Origin of the sequence: Planotetraspora thailandica (genome assembly GCF_016863335.1) — a bacterium.
In the GTDB taxonomy this organism is placed as follows: domain Bacteria; phylum Actinomycetota; class Actinomycetes; order Streptosporangiales; family Streptosporangiaceae; genus Planotetraspora; species Planotetraspora thailandica.
Genome location: NZ_BOOR01000010.1, coordinates 126,736 through 142,856, shown reverse-complemented (window position 1 = coordinate 142,856; position 16,121 = coordinate 126,736). Strand labels below are relative to the sequence as shown.

Below are 16,121 nucleotides of genomic sequence, written 5' to 3'. Positions count from 1 at the left end.
TCACCATGCGCCTCAGTTGTCCAGGACCGTCAGGTCGAGCCGGCTCAGGCGTTCGGGGTCGGACAGCACATCGATGGCGACGATCTTTCCGTCGGTGACGGTGAAGGCCATGACGGACAACGGCCGTCCGTTCGTGGCGACGACGACGCCGGCGGCTCCGTTGACCAACGCCGGCCGCGCGAACGGGGAGAGCCCCCCGAAAGTGATCGCTTGCGCGGCCACGGCCCGCGCGCCGGTGATCATTACGGTGAAGCGGGCGCGGGCGGCGCCGCCGTCGGACCGGAGAACGATGTCGGGGTCCAGCACGGCGACGAGCGCGTCGAAATCGCCGTCGCGAGCGGCGGCGAAGAACGCGTTGACCACGTCGCGCTGACGGCTGAGATCGGGGTCGGGAGCCGGGGCCTGCCCCCGCACCCTGCGGCGCGCGCGGCTCGCGAGTTGCCTCGCCGCGTCCGGGGAGCGTTCGATCATCGAAGCGATCTCCTCGAACGGCACGGCGAACATGTCGTGCAGCACGAACGCAAGCCGTTCGGCCGGTGTCAGCGTTTCGAGCACCACCAGCAGCGCCAGCCCGACCGAGTCGGCCAGCACCGCTTCATGTTCCGGGTCGGCGCCGGACTCGGGGCTGATGATCGGGTCGGGCATGTGCACCTCGAGCGGCTCCTCGCGCCGCCTCTCACGCGAGCGCAGCACGTTCAGGCACACGCGTGCCACCACCGTCGTCAGCCACGCGCCGAGGTTCTCCACGCCGCCGGTGTCGGTACGGCTGAGCCGTAACCAGGCGTCCTGCACGGCGTCGTCGGCCTCGCTCACCGAGCCGAGCATCCGGTAGGCGACCGCACGCAGACGCGGCCGATGCTCCTCGAAACGCTCCGTCAGCCACTCGCCCTCATTCACCGCGTCACATTCCCTTCTCCCGGGGTGTCCCAGCAGTAGACCCGCAAAATCCCGCTGATGTGACCGGGGCGATCGGCCCCGGGGTTTGGAGAAGCCATGACGTCGCCCATTCTGGTCACCGGGGGTACGGGCACTCTCGGGCGCCTCGTCGTACCGCTCCTGCGGGACGCGGGCCGCACGGTGCGGGTGCTCAGCAGGAGCGGCCACGAGTCCCGGGACGGCATCGAGTTCGTGACCGGCGACATGTCGACCGGTGAGGGGCTCGACGCCGCCGTCCAGGGTGCCGAGATCATCGTCCACTGCGCGGGCAGCGCCAAGGGCGACGAGGTCAAGGCGGAGAACCTGGTGCGGGCGGCGTCCGGGGCGGGGGCCGCGCACCTGGTGTACATCTCGGTCGTCGGCGCCGATCGGGTTCCCGTCGTCAGCGCCGTCGACCGTGCCGCTTTCGGCTACTTCGCCGCAAAGCGGGAAGCCGAGCGCATCATCGTCGGCTCCGGACTGCCCTTCACCACCCTGCGGGCCACCCAGTTCCACGACTGGATCCTCATGACGCTGGGGCAGATGGCCAAGCTGCCGCTGCCCGTGCTGCCGACGTTCGCCGGCGTCCGCTTCCAGCCCGTCGACTCCGGCGAGGTGGCCGCCCGGCTCGTCGAGCTCGCCCTCGGAAAGCCGGGCGGCCTCGTACCCGACATCGCCGGGCCACGCGTGTATCCGATGGAAGACCTCGCCCGTAGCTATCTGAGGGCAGGCGGCAGGCACCGGCTGATCATGCCCGTCCCGACTCCGGGCCAGGCCGCACGCGCATACCGGGCCGGCGCGAACCTGCCTCTGGACGGAGCCGAGTTGGGCAAGCGGACCTGGGAGGACTTCCTGGCGGAGCGGGTGATATGACCGTCGCCCTGCCCGGCCGGCACGGAACGGCGAGCTTCGGTCCGCGTGATCATTCAGAAGATATTCATAGGCGCATTTGTCGTCAGTTAACCAGAAATCTCGCCTGTCGTCGCCTGCTTGCTACGCGGACGTACTGGGATTCTTCCGCTTATCACAAGCCGTATCTGGAGGACCGTAATGCGCAAAACGTTGGCCGTCGCAGCCATGGGCGCGATGGTGCTACTCGGCTCGGCGCTCGTCGCCAATGCCAGCAGCGCGGCGACGCAGGGCCACGGCCAGGCCGTGTCGAACCGCGCCTACGAGATCGCCCTCATCGGTGACATGCCGTACGGGGACATCGGACGGACCCAGTTCCCCGGTGTGATCAAGGAGATCAACGCCGACCGCGACATCCAGTTCACGGTGTTCGACGGCGACATCAAGAACGGCAGCGAGCGCTGCGACCAGCCGCAGTACGACCTGGCGGCGCAGAACTTCGCCTCGTTCCGGCGGCCGCTCGTCTACGTCCCCGGCGACAACGAGTGGACCGACTGCGACCGCGCGAACAACGGCAGCTACGACCCGAACGAGCGCCTTGCCCTCGTGCGCAAGATGTTCGCCTCGACGCCCCGGTCCCTGGGCCAGCGGACGTTCCCGCTGCAGCGCCAGTCCGCGGCCTTCCCCGAGAACGTCCGCTGGCAGTACGGCGCGGTGACCTACGTGGGCCTGAACATCCCGGGCAGCGACAACAACGCGCCGCAGTTCGACGCGAGCGGCAAGCAGATCGACGGTGACCAGGCCGAATACACCGCGCGCAACGCGGCCAACCTCGACTGGCTGGACAAGGGCTTCGCCGCCGCCAAGGCCGCGCACTCCAAGGCGATCGTCATCACCCTCCAGGCCGACATGTGGACGGAGCCGACCGCCCACTTCGCCGACACCAAGAAGAAGCTGGCCCAGCTGGCCATCGGCTTCCCGGGTCAGGTGCTGCTGGTCAACGGCGACAGCCACTTCCTCAAGATCGACAAGCCCCTCACGGACGCGAAGAACCAGGTGATCGAGAACGTCACCCGCGTCCAGACCTTCGGCAGCGACCAGAACCACTGGGTGAGCGCGGAGATCGACCCCAGCGACCCGAACGTCTTCACCTTCCACCAGCACATCGTGGCCGCCAACCAGCCCACCTACGTCAGCCCCTGACCCGTGTGAAGGGTCCACAGCACGCAGCCCCGGTGCCGTCGCGGACGGCACCGGGGCTGTCGCGTTCCGCTCACCGCGCCGCCAAGGCCGCCTCGACGAGCGCCACGGTGGCGCGCGGGTCGGCGACCTCGACGATCAGCCGGGCATAGCGGTCGTCGGCCAGTTCGACGACGACGGCCTTGGCCGCGTCATGGACGTCCCAGAACACCTGCTCGCCGTCGATGTGGAACGTGCCCGCGGTGATGAGGCCGGGGATGCGGGTCCCGGGCGCACGCAGGCCCTTCGGTTCCCTGATGATGCCGGGGTCGGCGGTGGCCCCCCGGACGTTGGTCAGCGGGATGGCCAACCGGCTCTTGAGAGCCCACAGCTTGTCGAGACCTTCCATCTCAACCACCAGGTCGTCACCGTCAATGCTGATCTTCGCCATGTCCTTCTCCTTATGACTGAGTGAGATGGTGCGCCAGGGCGGCGCCCGCTCGGCGGATGTCCGTGGCGCCGCCGTCGCCCGCGCCGGACCCGGCGGCGCGGGCGCGCAGCCGCAGCCCGAGGATGGTCGCGGTGAGCGCGAAGGCCAGGTCGGCCTTGGCGCCGTCAGCGGTGCGGTCGGCGTCGCCGGCCGGGAGGTTCGCGTCGGCCGCCTGCAGGGCGGCCTCATCGAAGGCGGCCAGCACCTTGTCCAGTTGCTCGGCCACCTCGCCGTCCACCGGTGCGCGTTCGACCGCGGCCAGAAGAAGCAGGTTCAATCCCGTCTCGGCGCCCGGCTCGGTCAGGGCCACGCGCAACGCTGCGGCGATGTCGCCGGAACGTTGCAGCCGGCCGATCAGAGGGGCGACTTCGTGTTCCAGCGACCAGGTCAGCGCGGCCTGGTACAGCCCGCGCTTGCTCCCGAAGGTCTTGTAGAGGCTGTTGCGGTGGACACCGAGGTGGGTCACCAGCTCGTCCATGGAGATGCCGTCGTAGGAACGCGTAGCGAACAGTTCGGCCGCCGAGCGGACCACGGCGGCTTCGTCGAATCCTCTTGGTCGTCCCATGTCTTGATCGTAAAAGTTTAGGAACAAACAGTCAAGAACAATCGTTCCTAAATTCCAGGACGGCCGGCCCTCGCCGGCTGTCGGCATGACGAAAGGGCGACCGCGGCCCATGGCCGCGATCGCCCCTCCCCCGTCGGAACCGCCGGTCGTTACGGCTTGACCGGCTTCTGGTCGGTCCACTCGGCCTTGACGATCGAGTTCCAGTTGACCACGGTGCCGGGCTTCGCCCCGGCCCAGTTGCCACCGGCGTGCACGGCCACGATCTGGTCGGTCAGCAGAAGGCCGGTCTGCGGGTCGATGATGAGCTGCCGCTCGTACTGACCGTTGGGCCAGCTCTCCGCCCTGCCGATGCCCTGGCCCTTGCGGCCGAGGGTGTCGGTCACCTCACCGAGGGACCGGACATCGTCCAGCCCGGCGAGCACCTGGTAGGCCGCGGCCCGGACGGCCGGCTTCACAGGCATGTCGCTCAGCAGTCCCGATGTCACCTGGAAGAGCCAGGCGTCCTTGTCCTGCGGCACGTCGGCCTCGGTGCTGTTGCCGGTGTACCCCTTCAGCAGACGCGCCTTCAGCGCGGCCGCGGTCGTGGGCAGGTTCTGCAGCTCTGCGAACGAGACGTTCTTGCCGGCCAGGTCGGCGACCTTGTCGCCGACGTTGATCGTGTTGCCGAAGGGCTTGCCGCCCTTGGCCTCGACGATCAGGCTCCCCTGGCCGCCGTTCTTCGTCACGGTCACCGTCCACTTGGTCGGCGAGCCGTCCTGCTTCCAGGCGGCCTCCGAGCCGGGCGCGGGCTTGGTGCCGAGGTTCTGGGACACCCACCAGCTGTCCTGCTTCGGCGAGCGGGCGATCCACGTCTGGCTGCGGCCGAGGCTGTTCACCGTGTAGTGCACCTTGGTGCCCACCTGCTGGGCGTTGCCGCCCGTGCTCTCGATGTACCAGTACGCGCCGCTGCCCTGCTGTGCCTTGAGCGACGACTCGGCCGCGACGAGCAGGAGCTGCTTGGCGGACAGCTGCGCAGCCGGCTTGCCGCCCTGAGGTGCGGCGACGGCCGGGGAGCTCGGCGACGGCGTCCCGCCGCCGGTCGCGGTGACCCCGACGGCGACGGCGGTGGCCGCCGCGACGCCCGCCAGGCCGAGACCCCACACCGGCTTGGCGATCTTCCGTGTGCGGGCCGGCTTCTGCGGCCTGAACTGCGCCATGGCGTGGGTGAGCTCGGCGGCCCTCGTGCCCTCGTCCACCGGGGTGTCGAGGTGGGCGGGGCGAGCCGCCCTCAGCTGATCCATCGGGTTCATGACCACTCCTCACTGAGATTGCGCACCCGGGTTTGGGGCCGGACCGCCGGTGCCGTCTTCATCGCCTGAACCAGCCGTTTGCGAGCTCGGTGGAGCCGTACACGGAAGGTCGCGGCGGAACATCCGATGACGCGTGCCGCGTCGCGCGGCGTGAGCCCCTGCCAGGCCACGAGGATCAGGAGTTCGCGCTCGTCCGGGTTCAACGAGGCGAGCGCGTTCATGACGGCGAGCCGTTCGGCCACCTGATCGGCGTGGTCCTCCTCCGTCCATGCGCGCAGCTCGCCGGCGAGCGACTCGCGCCGCATCTCGGCGCGGATGTTGTCGCGCAGCACGTTGCGGGCCACGCCGAGCAGCCACGGCAGGGCCGGCTCCGGTATGTCGTCGAACCGCCGCCAGGCGATCGCGAACGTCTCGCTCACCACCTCGTCGGCGATCTGCCTGCCCGCCTGACTGACCACGTAGGCCCAGACTCGCTGCCGGCACTCGTCATACATCGTGGTGAACCGCTGTGAGTCGTCCGTCACCGCCTGGCCCCCCTTCGTCCCGGGTAATTGCTCCAACACCAGGAAGTGGGCCGAGACCCTCAAGTGTTACAAACGACTCCAAAAATCACATCAGTCCTCGTCGTCGAGGTACTCCCGTGCAGTTTCCAGGAACTCGGCGACGGACTCGGTCAGCATGTCGTCGGGGCCCAAGGCCTCGGTGCAGGCGGCGAGCGTCTGCTCGTACAGGGCGATGCACTCCTCCCGCCCGGCGTTGAAGAGGAACCACGCCAGGTTGCACTGGCAGGTCAGCGTGTCCGGATGATCCTCTCCGAGGGTCTGGCGATAGGCGGCGAGGGTCTCCTCCTGAAGGGTGATCGCCTCGTCGTGCCGCTCGACCAGGGACAACGTGGTCGCGAGGTTGTCCTGGCAGTGCAGGGTGAGGAGATGGTCGGGTCCGAGCAGCTCCCGGCACTCCGCCACGTTCTGTTCGTGCAGATTCAGCGCGTCGTCGTGCCGGGCGGCGAACAGGTAGGCCGCCGCCAGTTGGTCGGTCACCACCAGGATGAACGGGTCCGCCGCGTCCCGAGGTCCTTCCTCGATCTCGCTCAGGAGACCCTCGAGAATGGAGACGGCGCGGTCGAGATCTCCGCCGTCAAGCGCTTCGCGGGCGAGGTCGGACCGGATCCAGCGTTCCCGCCGCTCCTCCGACTCGATCAGTTCGACGAGTGCCTTGAACTTGCGGTCCGATTCGAAAAGGGTCACGTCGACCACCCACTCCGGCGAGAGTTCGCGTCACCCCTCACTGTGAACTCGCGTGAGGGCGCCGGGAAGGCCCGGCCTGATGCCACAACGACGCCCACTGCGCGGCCGTCAGGTCCTTCGGCAGCGCGTGCGGCATGACCCCGGCGTCCCGCATCCATTCGCGTACGGCGACGCGGTCGATGCGTCCGGTCCTGTGGAGGATCTCGCCGAGCCCTCGCCCGCGGCCGGTGAAGACCTGCCGGACGAACTCCTGGTACGGCCCGCGCTCACCGACGAGGGGGACGGGCCGCCGGGTCATCGTCAGCAGGCCTCCGTCGACGGAGGGGACCGGCCGGAACGAGCGGGCGGGCACCCGGCGGTGCAGTTCGAACTCGTGCCACGGCCACCAGGAGGCTGTCAGCATGCTGGCCCCGCCGACTCCCGCGCGCCTGCGGGCGACCTCCCACTGGACGAGCAGGACGGCTGCCTGCCAGTGGCCGGCCGGAAGGAGGCGCCGGAGGATGGGCGTCGTCAGGTGGAAGGGGACGTTCCCGACGATCACGTGCGGATGCCGGGGGAAAGCGGAACCTCAGCACGTCGGCGTTGACGACGGCGACATTGCCGGGTGTGCGCCGGGCCAGCCGGCGTGCCCGCTCGGGGTCGATCTCCACGGCCGTCATCGGCCTGCCGTACCGGCTGAGCGGGACCGTCAGGGCGCCGTCGCCCGGGCCGATCTCGACGATGGGGCCCGCCGTACGGGAGACCAGTTCTTCGATGGCGGTGATGACGGAGCGGTCGATGAGGAAGTTCTGACCGAGCTCGTGCCGTCCGCCCTGATAGGGGTGATGCATGGGATGCGCTCCGCGTGGGCCCAGGTGGAGCCGGGCGGCACGAAACACCGCACCGGCGAATGACACCGATGGCGGCGGGAGCCGAACTGGCGAGGGTGCGAGCCGGGCCGCCGCTAGGAGCGGCGGATCCTCACGAAGAACGCGGAGAACATGAGGGAACTCTAACGTCTTGGTCCAGTCGGCCGGAGCCCTTGACACGGGCGGCGCGCAGGGCGATATTTAACATGTTCGTTTTAAAACAAGGTGGTTATGAATGGCAACCGACCCGCTCAGCCTCGTGTTTCAGGCGCTGGCCGACCCCACTCGGCGGGCGATCTTGACGCGGCTGACGAATGGCGACGCGACCGTCGCCGAGCTCGCGGCGCCGTTCGACATGTCCCAGCCGGCGATCTCGCGGCACCTCAAGGTGCTGGAGTCCGCGGGCCTGATCTCGCGGACGCGGCGGGCGACCGCGCGGCTCAGCCATCTCGAGGCGGAGCCGCTTCGCGAGGTGACCACCTGGCTGGCCCGATACCAGCGGTTCTGGGACGAGAGCCACGAGCGGCTCGATGAGCTGCTCGCGGCATTGCAGGCGAAGGACGACCGATCAACGGGAGAAGACAATGGCTAACACGCAGATCACCGCGGAGCCCGGACAGTCGCAGATCATCATCACCCGGGAGTTCGACGCGCCGCGCGACCTGGTCTTCCGCGCGCACACCGACCCCGACCTGCTCGTCCAGTGGCTGGGCCCGCGCGACCTGAAGATGACCATCGATGTGTTCGACGTCCGCGACGGAGGAAGGTGGCGCTACGTGAGCACCGACGCTGAGGGCAACGAGTACGGCTTCCACGGGGTCTTCCACGGCACCCCGACCCCGGACTACACCGTGCAGACCTTCGAGTTCGAGGGCGTGCCCGGCCACGTCGCCCTGGAGTCGCTCACCCTCGAGGAGCGCGACGGCAAGACGTTCGTGCGCACGGTGTCCACCTTCCAGTCGGTCGAGGACCGCGACGGGATGGTCGCCTCCGGGATGGAGCACGGCGTGCGCGACTCCGACGCGCGCCTGGAGGAGCTGCTGGCCCGGCTCCAGAACGGCTGACGACGACCTACGGTCGGCAGGGTGCGAGCCGGCTCGCACCCTGCCACCGGTGACCAGGAGGAACGGATGTTGCTGAAAGGTAAGAACGCCGTCATCTACGGTGGCGGCGGCGCGATCGGGTCGGCCGTCGCCCACGTCTTCGCCCGCGAGGGCGCGCGCGTGCATCTCGCCGGCCGGACCCTGGAGCGCCTCGACGCGGTGGCCGGGGAGATCCGCGCGTCGGGTGGCCAGGCCGAGACGGCCCAGGTCGACGCTCTGGACGAGGCGGCGGTGGACGCGCACGCCGACGCGGTGGTCGCGCGGGCCGGGAGCCTCGACATCTCCTTCAACCTCATCTCGCACGGCGACGTCCAGGGCACCCCCCTCGCCGACATGTCGCTTGAGGACTTCGAGCGACCCGTGCTCACCGCCGTGCGGACGATGTTCATCACGTCCAGGGCCGCGGCACGTCACATGATGAAGCAGCGGTCGGGCGTCATCCTCATGTTCGGCGGGTACGGCGACCCGTTGCCCCGGCTGGGCGGCCTGCAGGTCGCGTTCGGCGCACTGGAGTCGCTGCGGCGCTCCCTGGCCTGCGAGCTCGGTCCGTACGGCATCCGCGCGGTGACGTTGCAGACAGGCGGGATCACCGAGGTCCTCCCCGAGGACTTCGCCCCCCGCCAGGCGATCGTCGACGACATCGTCGGGCGGACCATGCTCGGGCGAGCGGCCTCCCTTGAGGACGTCGGCAACGTCGCGGCCTTCGCCGCGTCCGATCGCGCGCAGGCCATCACCGCCTCCGCGATCAACATCACCTGCGGCTCGGTCGTGGGTTAGAGGCGGTAATCCCAGGTGACCTGCTCGGTGCGCAGGTCCTCGATCAGGCCCCGGACGTATTCGGCCTCCGCCCTGAGGACGGCCACCTGGTAGTCCGTCTCCACGAGGAAGACGCGGGGCAGGAACTTCGCGGCGCCGCCCAGTTCGGCCTCCAGCGCCGACACCCTCGCCTCCACCGCGGTGAGCCGTTCCTCCAACGCCGCCCGCGCCTCAGCGGGCGGCAGCACCGGGAGGAAGGCGAGGGCCGCGGGGAACTCGGGAAATTCGCGGGCCGGAGTGGACAGCATTACCCGCATCCACTGGAGGAGGGTTTCCCGGCCGGCGCCCGTGAGCTCGTAGACGGTTCTTTCCGGGCGGTTCTCCTCCCGCGACGTTTCAAGGACGGCGATGAGCCCGTCGCGGAGAAGCCTGTCGATGGTCTGGTAGACGCTGTTGCGCTGCGCGACGTTGACGACGTCGTCCTTGTGCCGCTCCTTGATCAGCTGCTGCATGCGGTAGGCGTGCATCGGCGCCTCGCCGACCAGGGAGAGCAAGGCCATGGCCAGAGGTGATCGCCGCGTCGACATGGCCTCCATCGTACTTAGACCCGACTGGGTCACCCCTGGGCAGCGTTAGTTATTCTATGTATAGTCATCTCATGACCAAAAGAGCTCTGATCATCGGCGGGGGCATCGCCGGGCCGGTGACGGCCATGGCCCTGCGGCGCGCCGGCATCGACAGCGACGTCTACGAGGCCTACGACCGTGGATCCGAGGGGGTGGGAGCCTTCCTCACGATCGCGCTCAACGGGCTCGAGGCGCTGCGCACCCTCGACCTGCGCGACCTGGTCTGCGACCTGGGCATGGACTCCTCGCTCATGCAGATCAGCAACGCGCGGGGCAAGGTGCTGGGCACCGTCAGGCAGCCCAGCCGTACGCTCAGGCGCGCCGACCTCTACCAGGTGCTGCGCGACGAGGCCGTACGGCGAGGCGTGCCGATCCACTACGGGAAGCGCCTGGAGGAGGCGTCCATCACCCCGTCAGGCGTGCGGGCGGTCTTCTCCGACGGCACGTCTGCCGAGGGCGACCTGCTGATCGGCGCCGACGGCCTGCGCTCCCGCACACGCACGATCATCGATCCCGGGGCGCCGCGGGCCCGCCACGTCGGCCTGCTCAACACGGGCGGCTTCGCCCGGGGGATCACCGTGCCCGGGCGGACGGGGACGAATCATTTCATCTTCGGGAAGAGGTGCTTCTTCGGTTATCTGATCCATCCGGACGGGGAGGTCTGGTGGTTCGCCAACCCGCCGAGCCGGCGCGAGCTCACCCCCGGCGAACTCGCGGCGACCTCCTCCGACGAGTGGGGGTCACGGCTGGCCGAGCTCTTCGCGGACGACCACGGCCCGATGCTCGACATCATCGCCGCCACCGACGATGTCATGCCGGCCTGGGAGACCTATGACTTCCCGGCCGTGCCGAAATGGTCCAACGACGGCATGGTGATCCTGGGCGACGCGGCCCACGCGACCTCCCCCTCGGCGGGCCAGGGGGCGTCCATGGCGATCGAGGACGCGGTGGTGCTCGCCAAATGCCTGCGCGACAACCCGGGCCCCCGCGACGCGTTCGCCGCCTTCGAACGGCTCAGGAGACGGCGGGTGGAACGCGTCGTCGCGCAGGGCAGGCGCAACGGGAGCGGCAAGGCTCCGGGGCCCGTCGGCGCGTTCGTCCGGGACCTCGCGATGCCGGTGTTCATGCGGCAGCTCACCAAGCGGGATCCGCTGGCGTGGATGTACGAATACCGGATCTCCTGGGAGGACCCGGCGGTCGTGGGACATCACTGAGGCTTGTGGGCCTCGATCAGGAACCGGGTGGCGTAGGCGACGAACGGGCCTTCGGCCTGGATGCGGTCGTGCAGAGCCTTCAGCTCGGTGCGGTACTTCTCCACCGTGAAGCCGGGGACCATCCAGACGACCTTCCGCAGGAAGTAGACCACGGCGCCCACGTCGTTGAAGACCGTGCGCAGCCGTTCCAGCCGGAGGTCCACCACCTCGAGTCCTGCGGCCTCGGCCGCCGCCCGCGCGGCCTCGGGGTCGCGCGCCGAGCTCGCCGGCCGGGGGCCGAGGAAGTGCTCGGTGAGCTCCACGACGCTGCGCGGCCCGACCTGCTGGGACAGATACGTCCCGCCGGGCCGCAGTACGCGGGCGATCTCGTCCCACCAGGTCACCACGGGATGACGGCTGATCACCAGGTCGAAGGCGTCGTCGCCGAACGGCAGGCGCACACCGCCGTCGTCGGCGATGACGGGGACGCCCCGCGGGCGCAGCCGCTGGCTGGCGCGCACGATGTTCGGCGGCCACGACTCCGTCGCCACCGTCACGGACGGCAGCCATGGGACGCCCGCCAGCACCTCTCCGCCCCCGGTCTGGATGTCGAGCGCGGACGACACATGGGGCATCCGCTCGGCGAGCAGCCGCGAGTAGCGCCACGACGGGCGCTCCTCCGTGGCCCGCCCGTTGAGCCAGGAGAAGTCCCAGCCCTCGACGGGGACGGACTCGGCGTCGGCCACCAGTTCGTCAAATGTCCATGTTTCTGTCACGTCCCCAGGCTGACAGTGGCCCTTCCGAATAGTCCAAGGGATTTCCGGCAGCCACCGCTCAGCGCACCGTCAGGAGGGTTTTGCCGACGGACGCCCGCGACTCGATGACCGCGTGGGCGTCGGCGGCCCGCTCCAGGGGGAACCGCTGCCCGATCGTGGGCCGCACCCGGCCCGCCGCGGCCTCCGCCAGCACCTTTTCCGTGAGCGACCGGGACAGCTCAGGGGTGACCTGGGCCCCCTGGACGAGGCCGACCCCGCGCTCGGCGGCGTCCTCCTGGGAGATCGGCGCCCACTCGCCGCCGGCCATGCCGAAGCTCAGCATGCGGCCGCCCGGGCCGAGCAGCCCGAACGCCGACCGGGCGATCGCGCCGCCGACGCCGTCGAAGACCACGTCCAGTCCGCCGACCGCCTCGCGGACCCGCTCCGCCCACCCGTCCTCGCGGTAGTCCACGACGACGTGCGCACCCAGGCCGCGGGCGACCTCACCCTTGCGTGGGCCTCCCGCCGCTCCGATCACCGTGGCCCCTGCCGTACGGGCGAGTTGCACAAGCAGGCCGCCGACACCCCCGGCCGCCGCCTCGACGAGCACCCGCTCTCCCTGGCGCGGCGCGGCCGCGCCGATCAGCCACATCGCCGTACGGCCGTCGGCCAGCAAGGCCACCGCGTCGTCCAGCGCCACCGCGCCGGGCACCGCGATCAGGCCGGCGGCGTCCACGGCGGCGAGCTCGGCGTACGCTCCCGAGCCGCCGGTGGCGCTGACCACCCGCGTGCCGACGAGTGCGTCGTCGACGCCGGGGCCCACGGCGGTGACCACGCCCCCGACGCCGTTGCCCGGGATCATCGGGAGCTCCGGCTCGAACGGCCCGAATCCGCCCCTGCGGATCTGCGTCTCGACGAAGGTGATGTTGACGAACTCCACCTCGACCAGGGCCTGGCCCGGGCCGGCCACGGGATCGGGCGCGTCCCCGGCGACCAGCACCTCGGGGCCGCCGAACTCCTTCAACCAAACCGCGCGCATGAGACTCCTCCCGCATTCGATGGGGCGTTCGATAGGGGGAGTCTGCAACATCAACTTAAGTTCAAGTCAACTCCCTCCGATACCGGATATATCCGGAATGTGCCGAGGGGCGGGCTTTCCGTTCCCCGGGTACGTCTCTCTCTGGGGGGACGCCTATGAAGAAGATCGTCGCTGTCGCCGCGCTCGCTGCGATGACGCTGCTCGGTGCGGTGGTCACGTTCGCGATGGCCACCGGCGCGCGCGCCGGCGGCCGCCAGCAGGAGGTCAGCAGCGCGCAGTTCCAGATCCTCGTGGGCCAGTGCCGCTACGCGGACACGGCGCAGGCGCGAGCCGAGTGCAGGTCGGAGGTGAAGCTGAACTATCGCGTCGGCACGTTCGACCCCTCGCTCGACTGCCGCACCTATTCGAGTGTGACGGTGTGCGGCCCGTTGTCCCTCAGCCCCAAGCAGCAGGCGTGCGTCACCGAGTCCGTACGGCAGGGCCTGACCTACCGCCGTGCCGAGGTGGAGTGTTACGCCTTCTCTTGACGCCTGACCCCGTGACGGGCGCGCGGGCTCAGAGCGCCTGGAGACCCTGGATGACCTCGCGGAGCAGGCGTTCCTCGGGAAGCTGGGCGACCGTCGCCTGCGGCCGGGCGGTGATCAGGCCCTTGTCGCGCAGGTCGCTCAGCAGGATGCGCACGACGTTGAGCGAAAGACCGAGGTCGGAGGCCACGTCCGCCACCGAGGCGGGGGCCAGGCACATCTGGAGGATCTTCAGATGCTCGGGCGCCAGGCCCGCCGTGTTCGAGTAGGCGGCCGGAGCCGTCCTGATCATGGTCATCATGTCGAACTCCGGCCCGGTGGGACGGGTCCGGCCTCGCGTGAGCGTGTACGGCCGCAGAAGCGGGCCGAAGTCCTCCTCTGTCACGACTCCTCCTCCTGGGCGCGCTGCCACCCCGACTGGAAGGAGGAGTAGACGTCGCGGCGCGGCTCCTCACGAAGCTGCGGCGCCAGATTGGCCTGCCGTACGCGCCTGGGCAGCGAGCTGTCGGCTCCGGGCCCGGGGCCGGTCCGAGAGCCGGTCCCGAGATCGGCCGCGAGATCGGCCGGGGGCGGGGTGAGTGCGAGGATCGGCGGGGGCGTGGGCCGCGGCGGCAGCAGCCGCTCCACCGAGTGGTCGCCCGGGGTGCGCTCAACCACGATCTCCTTGGGGAGGAGCACGATCGCGCTGGTCCCGCCGTACGGCGAGGGCCGCAATGAGACGCGGACGTTGTGCCGCCTGGCCAGCAGCCCGACGACGAACAGGCCGAGCCGGTCGCTGTCGGCCAGGTCGAACTCCGGCGGATCCGCGAGCCGTTCGTTGAGCTGGGCGATCTCCTCGGGGCTGATGCCGAGCCCGCGGTCCTCGATCTCGATCGCGAACCCTCGCGCCACCAGTTCGCCGCGCACGATGACCTGGGTCTGCGGGGGCGAGAAGATCGTCGCGTTCTCGATCAGCTCGGCGAGCAGGTGCACCAGGTCGGTGACGCTGCCGCCCACGACCGCCGGGCCCTGCGGCACGGTCACGCTCACCCGCAGGTAGTCCTCGACCTCCTCGGTGGCCGCGCGGGCGACGTCGAAGAGGCTGACGGGGGTGCGCCAGCCGCGGCCCGGGTGGGCGCCGGACAAGATGATCAGGCCTTCCGCGTGGCGGCGCATGCGGGTGGTGAGATGGTCGATGCTGAAGAGCTTGTCCATCACGTCGGGATCGGTGACCTGCTGTTCCAGCCCGTCGAGCAGGGAGAGCTGGCGCTGCAGCAGCGACTGGCTGCGGCGGGCCAGATTGAGGAAGACGTTGCCGACGCCCTTGCGCAGCTCCGCCTGGCCGACCGCGGCCTCGACCGCCGTGTGGTGGACGGAGGTGAAGGCGGCGCTGACGTTCTCGACCTCGGTCGTGTCGCCCGGGGAGACCAGGGGAGTGGTCTCGGCCGCCACGTCCACGTCCTCACCACGCCGAAGGCGCCGCACCAGGCTCGGCAGCCGTTTGTCCGCCAGCTCGCGCGCGCCCCGCTGGAGGCCGACCAGCTCGGTCGTGAGCCCCCGGGCGATCCGCACCGAGATGAGCAGGGCGGCGACCGCCGCGATCAGCCCCAGCGCGCCGGCGAGGCCGATGCGGTACAGCACGCCCATCGCCAGCGGCGTCGCGCGGTCGGCGATCGTCTTGCCGGCGTTCTCGCTGATCTGCGTGAGTCCGCTCACCGTCGTGCCGGCCGTCGTGTGCCACGTGCGCGCGTCGATGGGCAGCCGCGCGTTGAACTGCACCCCGACCAGGATCTGGTTCTCCATCGACAGGAACCGGGCGTAGAGGGGCGAGGCGTTCAGGTCGTCGAAGCCCTTGATCAGCTCGGCGTCGAGTTGGCTCGTTCCCAGCTGGTACAGCAGGCGGCGCTTGCCGACCATGCCGGCCAGGGCGTCCCGCTCGTCGGGTGACAACCGTCCGGCGGTGAGCACACCCGTGATCAGCGCCACCTCCTGGCTCATGACCTCGCGGCTGCGGTCGACCAGGATGACGGCCTTGGTCTGCTCGATGAGGTCCATGTCGGGGGAGATCATCTGCCGGTCGTAGGCCTGGAAGCCGACCTCGGCGGCGGCGCTGTAGTCCTCGATCGCCTCCAGGCGGGACAGACCGTGGTCGTCGACGCGGCTGCGCAGGCCGGGAAACTTGCCGACCTGCGTGATCAGCTCCTGGATGCGTTCCGACATGGCAGGAGGGGTCTGGCCGCGCGCGTTCTGCGACATGCGAGCGAGGTTCGCCGCGGCGGTGTCCACGCGGCGGCGCTGAGCTTCGAGGTCGGCCTTGGAGCCGGATCTTTTGGCCAGGAACGCGGCCGTGAATGTGCGCTCCTGCTGGATCTCCTGCAGCAGACCCTGGGTGGGCGCCACGACGTTGTCGTAGACGGCCTGGATTCTGAGCAGTTCGACCCCGCTTTGAACGGTGAGCGTTGCGGCGAACCCCCAGATCACCGCGAGGGCCGTCAGCGGAACCAGCAAGATCGCGAAAATCTTGAAACGAATGGAACGTTTCCGACCGGCCATGGCCCCACCCGTTTCGAAGACACATGTGTTATTAGTGGCGAAACACTAGCAATGGGTGACCTGGGAAACCAAGGATTTGTCCTAGCAAGTTCGGACAATTCACGCCATGGGATGACGCCTGTGAGCGCGCCATGGAGAGTTCGGCGAGCGGTGCGCAGGTAGACGGCGCATATGTGCGAGTTCGGGACAAGAAGTGCCCCATTTGAAGATA

18 protein-coding genes and 1 pseudogene are annotated in these 16,121 nt (G+C 69.5%); 7 read left to right on the top strand and 12 right to left on the bottom strand.

Going from position 1 to position 16,121, the window contains the following annotated elements:
* Positions 1-12 precede the first annotated feature (12 nt).
* Positions 13-897, bottom strand: coding sequence for an RNA polymerase sigma factor SigJ (sigJ, locus tag Pth03_RS09685; RefSeq protein ID WP_203943826.1), 885 nt, complete (start codon positions 895-897; stop codon positions 13-15).
* 96 nt (positions 898-993) lie between these two features.
* Here sigJ and Pth03_RS09680 point away from each other — a divergent pair, with 96 nt between their 5' ends.
* Positions 994-1,788 (top strand): SDR family oxidoreductase, encoded by a 795-nt coding sequence (locus Pth03_RS09680; RefSeq protein WP_203943825.1) that lies wholly within the window; start codon positions 994-996, stop codon positions 1,786-1,788.
* A 177-nt stretch (positions 1,789-1,965) separates the two neighbouring features.
* Entirely contained in the window at positions 1,966-2,967 is a 1,002-nt protein-coding gene (locus Pth03_RS09675) for a hypothetical protein (RefSeq protein WP_203943824.1), read from the top strand.
* A 70-nt stretch (positions 2,968-3,037) separates the two neighbouring features.
* On the opposite strand, the gene Pth03_RS09670 is transcribed toward Pth03_RS09675, so the two are convergent.
* From Pth03_RS09670 to erm, 6 genes and pseudogenes are all read right to left on the bottom strand, one after another.
* Positions 3,038-3,394 (bottom strand): hypothetical protein, encoded by a 357-nt coding sequence (locus Pth03_RS09670; RefSeq protein ID WP_203943823.1) that lies wholly within the window; start codon positions 3,392-3,394, stop codon positions 3,038-3,040.
* A gap of 10 nt (positions 3,395-3,404) precedes the next feature.
* Positions 3,405-3,998 carry a TetR/AcrR family transcriptional regulator gene (locus tag Pth03_RS09665; RefSeq protein ID WP_239118889.1) on the bottom strand — a complete coding sequence of 198 codons (594 nt, stop codon included), beginning with the start codon at positions 3,996-3,998 and terminating at the stop codon, positions 3,405-3,407.
* A 149-nt stretch (positions 3,999-4,147) separates the two neighbouring features.
* Positions 4,148-5,287, bottom strand: a complete 1,140-nt coding sequence (locus Pth03_RS09660) for a CU044_5270 family protein (protein ID WP_203943821.1) — start codon at positions 5,285-5,287, stop codon at positions 4,148-4,150.
* Positions 5,284-5,811, bottom strand: coding sequence for an RNA polymerase sigma factor (locus Pth03_RS09655; RefSeq protein ID WP_239118888.1), 528 nt, complete (start codon positions 5,809-5,811; stop codon positions 5,284-5,286). Before Pth03_RS09655 ends, Pth03_RS09660 begins: the two co-directional genes overlap by 4 nt.
* Before the next feature lie 90 nt (positions 5,812-5,901).
* Positions 5,902-6,534 carry a tetratricopeptide repeat protein gene (locus Pth03_RS09650; RefSeq protein ID WP_203943820.1) on the bottom strand — a complete coding sequence of 211 codons (633 nt, stop codon included), beginning with the start codon at positions 6,532-6,534 and terminating at the stop codon, positions 5,902-5,904.
* A gap of 37 nt (positions 6,535-6,571) precedes the next feature.
* Positions 6,572-7,364 (bottom strand): annotated as a pseudogene (gene erm, locus Pth03_RS09645) (23S ribosomal RNA methyltransferase Erm).
* 253 nt (positions 7,365-7,617) lie between these two features.
* On the opposite strand from erm, the gene Pth03_RS09640 reads away from it, so the two are divergent.
* From Pth03_RS09640 to Pth03_RS09630, 3 genes are all read left to right on the top strand, one after another.
* The gene (locus Pth03_RS09640) at positions 7,618-7,974 is read left to right on the top strand and encodes an ArsR/SmtB family transcription factor (RefSeq protein ID WP_203943819.1); all 357 of its coding nucleotides are present in this window, start codon (positions 7,618-7,620) and stop codon (positions 7,972-7,974) included.
* A complete protein-coding gene (locus Pth03_RS09635) occupies positions 7,967-8,446 on the top strand; it encodes an SRPBCC family protein (protein WP_203943818.1) in 480 nt (159 codons plus the stop codon). Before Pth03_RS09640 ends, Pth03_RS09635 begins: the two co-directional genes overlap by 8 nt.
* Before the next feature lie 66 nt (positions 8,447-8,512).
* A complete protein-coding gene (locus Pth03_RS09630; RefSeq protein WP_203943817.1) occupies positions 8,513-9,262 on the top strand; it encodes an SDR family NAD(P)-dependent oxidoreductase in 750 nt (249 codons plus the stop codon).
* Here the strand turns inward: Pth03_RS09630 and Pth03_RS09625 are convergent.
* Positions 9,259-9,828: a PadR family transcriptional regulator gene (locus Pth03_RS09625; RefSeq protein WP_239118887.1), complete on the bottom strand. Its 570-nt coding sequence runs from the start codon at positions 9,826-9,828 to the stop codon at positions 9,259-9,261. The two genes, Pth03_RS09630 and Pth03_RS09625, sit on opposite strands and share 4 nt — an antisense overlap.
* A 71-nt stretch (positions 9,829-9,899) precedes the next feature.
* On the opposite strand from Pth03_RS09625, the gene Pth03_RS09620 reads away from it, so the two are divergent.
* The gene (locus Pth03_RS09620; protein WP_203943816.1) at positions 9,900-11,081 is read left to right on the top strand and encodes an FAD-dependent monooxygenase; all 1,182 of its coding nucleotides are present in this window, start codon (positions 9,900-9,902) and stop codon (positions 11,079-11,081) included.
* On the opposite strand, the gene Pth03_RS09615 is transcribed toward Pth03_RS09620, so the two are convergent.
* Positions 11,075-11,836, bottom strand: a complete 762-nt coding sequence (locus Pth03_RS09615) for a class I SAM-dependent methyltransferase (RefSeq protein WP_203943815.1) — start codon at positions 11,834-11,836, stop codon at positions 11,075-11,077. The two genes, Pth03_RS09620 and Pth03_RS09615, sit on opposite strands and share 7 nt — an antisense overlap.
* Positions 11,837-11,894: 58 nt before the next feature.
* A complete protein-coding gene (locus Pth03_RS09610; protein WP_203943814.1) occupies positions 11,895-12,854 on the bottom strand; it encodes a zinc-binding dehydrogenase in 960 nt (319 codons plus the stop codon).
* A gap of 155 nt (positions 12,855-13,009) precedes the next feature.
* Here Pth03_RS09610 and Pth03_RS09605 point away from each other — a divergent pair, with 155 nt between their 5' ends.
* Entirely contained in the window at positions 13,010-13,381 is a 372-nt protein-coding gene (locus Pth03_RS09605) for a hypothetical protein (protein ID WP_239118886.1), read from the top strand.
* 28 nt (positions 13,382-13,409) lie between these two features.
* Here Pth03_RS09605 and Pth03_RS09600 read toward each other — a convergent pair whose 3' ends face one another.
* Both Pth03_RS09600 and Pth03_RS09595 read right to left on the bottom strand, forming a co-directional pair.
* Positions 13,410-13,763, bottom strand: coding sequence for a DUF742 domain-containing protein (locus Pth03_RS09600; RefSeq protein WP_203943813.1), 354 nt, complete (start codon positions 13,761-13,763; stop codon positions 13,410-13,412).
* Positions 13,760-15,865 (bottom strand): sensor histidine kinase, encoded by a 2,106-nt coding sequence (locus tag Pth03_RS09595; protein WP_203943812.1) that lies wholly within the window; start codon positions 15,863-15,865, stop codon positions 13,760-13,762. Before Pth03_RS09595 ends, Pth03_RS09600 begins: the two co-directional genes overlap by 4 nt.
* Positions 15,866-16,121: the final 256 nt, after the last annotated feature.